This is a genomic window from Levilactobacillus fujinensis (assembly GCF_003946335.1).
GTDB classification, from domain to species: Bacteria; Bacillota; Bacilli; order Lactobacillales; family Lactobacillaceae; genus Levilactobacillus; species Levilactobacillus fujinensis.
Genome location: NZ_RHNX01000080.1, coordinates 1 through 2,584, shown reverse-complemented (window position 1 = coordinate 2,584; position 2,584 = coordinate 1). Strand labels below are relative to the sequence as shown.

Genomic DNA, 2,584 nt, shown 5'->3' with positions numbered 1-2,584 from the left:
TTATTCTAATGATAAACAAAAAATCTGTCATCATTAATAGATAAAAATCTATTACCAACAACAGATATTGTAGAACCAATAAAAAGTCTGAATCTTCGGATTCAGACTTTTTTGTGTCTTCTAGTAAGTTTTTTATAAGTTCACTGTATTAATTTCGCTTTTACGAGAGATTATTGGTATACTGAGAGGCGTCATAGAACTATGACAGGTAAGTTCTATAAAATCTACTTTTTATTTTGGAGGAGCACAAAATATGCAATCAAGTTTAAAGAATTCACTGTACTTAGGTTTAGCTGTATTGAGCTTAGGTGCCGTTACTGCAGTTAGCACTTCTGCTAACGCTGCATCAAAGGCTTCTATTAAGTCTGATGTTACGATGACGACTGCTGCTGAAACGCGTAATGTTGAATCTACGGGGACTAACGCACTTTACAGCAAGCCAGGTACTGTCAAGGGTGCAAAGGTCGTTGCTTCTAAGACGACGATGAAGAAGCTTGCCGACTCCAAGAAGTCAACTGACTACTTCCGTGCTTACCGTGTTGCTGTTACTAGCAAGGGCTCTGTTTACTACAAGGTCGTTACGATGAACGGCAAGTACCGTGGTTACATCTATGGTGGTAAGAGCACTGACACCTTTGCTGGTGGGATCAAGACTGCTAGCACGACAACTAAGGCTACCCTGCCTACTCGGACTACTGGTTTCCACTTAGTTAACGCTAAGAAGAACACCCTTTGGACTGCCCCACAAAACACCCAATACAAGGCTAAGAAGGTTAGCATGTATGGTGTTAAGGATTCCGACACGTTCAAGGTTTCCGATGCTGCTACTAAGACGCGTGAAGGTAGCTTGTACTACTACGTAACTGACGAACAAAACAGTGCTGTTTCAGGCTGGATTTTCGCTGGTACTGGTTACAGTGCTACTGCGACTACTTTTGGTGGTTTATCAACTAGCTCTGCAGAAGCCGCAGCTACTAACGACAACAGCGTTAAGGTTGTTTACCAAAACAACGGTTCCCAAGTTGGTACTGCAACTTGGATCACTGCCAAGGCTGGCACTAAGGCCGGCGCTTCTGCTAGTGCTGACAAGAACGCTGCAGGCTCAACTTTAGCACAATTTGCTACTAGCTCGGTTCCTGCTGGTTACCAATTGACTAATGCTACTGTGTCAACGACTAACGCTACTTACGGCAACACGCTGTATGTTGATGTTACTGCCGCTGCAACGTCCAAGGTTAGCTTGAACGTTGAAAGTGTTGACAACGCTGGTGTTTCAATCTCGAGCCCATTAACGACTGGTGCTTTGAACTCTAGTGAAGCCTCTGTTACGCTGAACGCTGCTGGTATCAAGGCATTGTCTGGTACTAAGGGCGCAACGATTTCTCAAGACAACTTGGGTGTCATTGCTTCTGGCTTCAGCACGACCTTTAAGGGCACAAAGAACTACTACGCTGCCAATGGTGATGCTTACCACTACGAATTCACTTTCAACCCATCAAACTTCAAGAGCGACAACCGGGTTAAGACTTATGGTGACACTTTAACTGCTAGCTTTACTGCTAAGGCCGTTAAGGGTGCTGCTTCTACTACCACTGTTGATAACAGCTGGTTAGCTTAAGCCTAGTCTAAATTGATTATAAGAATCCCAGATCACGTCGGTGGTCTGGGATTTTTTTGTTATGAAATTATTTGTAAGACGTTTTATTCCAACATTTCGTAGCGGCCCTGTATAGTAAGGAGATGTAGCGAAGAAACACTGAAACACATATGGTTGCGGAAAATATTTGTTAATGGGGATTCTTCAAGGGGGAGCGAACAATGGCTAAATTGATTGCACGGGTGACCCATCAAGATTTGACGGGAGCACCAATTGAATTTAATGTGATTGAAGTCGATGAAGAAGTAGTGATGTTCGATGCGCCACTAACCAACACACACCGTTACTGGGTACCAGCTACGGTCGAAATTGATGACGAGGAAGAGTATTTAGAACCCGTAGATGATCCGGACTATAATTTTCGAATGGATTTTGCGCTCTATCGGGATAAATACCACTTTTTACTACCGGATGAGATTAAGCTGGTTCGTAAGCGGCTGGGATTGACGATTAGGGAAGTTGGTGTTGTTTTAGCGATTGATCCACAGCAATTGTCAGAAATCGAGGACAACGTTGCGTTGCAATCATTTGATCAAGAGGTTAAGCTGTGTTGGCTGACGAAACGGAGCTTGTTTGCGGAAATCGTTGATGGACATCGTGAGTTGATTCGGGAACGTTGTGTTCGATATGGTGTGAACGCAGACGATTTGTTTAAGCGGGTATTACACGCGTAGATTAGATTGTTTTGGAAAAAAGAGTTAGGAATGTCAGCTCGGAAGGAGTAGCATATTAGCTAGAGTTATAAAACAGATAATTATCTATTCGACATGAAGCGTGTTATTTTTACTGTGGCAGGATAGATTAAGGTTAGGAGGCCAATGATGAAATTAAGTGAAGTGTATTCGTCAGATGTATATGGCGGTTGTAAAATGTAGGAAAATGGCAATTAGAAATTGTCGTTTTTCCTACATTTTTTGATATCATAAA

At 42.6% G+C, this 2,584-nt stretch carries 2 protein-coding genes; both read left to right on the top strand.

Features of this window, described 5'->3' with window-relative positions:
* The first annotated feature begins 253 nt into the window (after positions 1–253).
* Positions 254–1,618 carry an S-layer protein gene (locus tag EKM89_RS13665; protein ID WP_125689328.1) on the top strand — a complete coding sequence of 455 codons (1,365 nt, stop codon included), beginning with the start codon at positions 254–256 and terminating at the stop codon, positions 1,616–1,618.
* A gap of 200 nt (positions 1,619–1,818) precedes the next feature.
* Complete coding sequence (locus EKM89_RS13660; RefSeq protein WP_125689326.1) at positions 1,819–2,331, top strand: hypothetical protein; 513 nt, start codon at positions 1,819–1,821, stop codon at positions 2,329–2,331.
* The last annotated feature ends 253 nt before the right edge of the window (positions 2,332–2,584 follow it).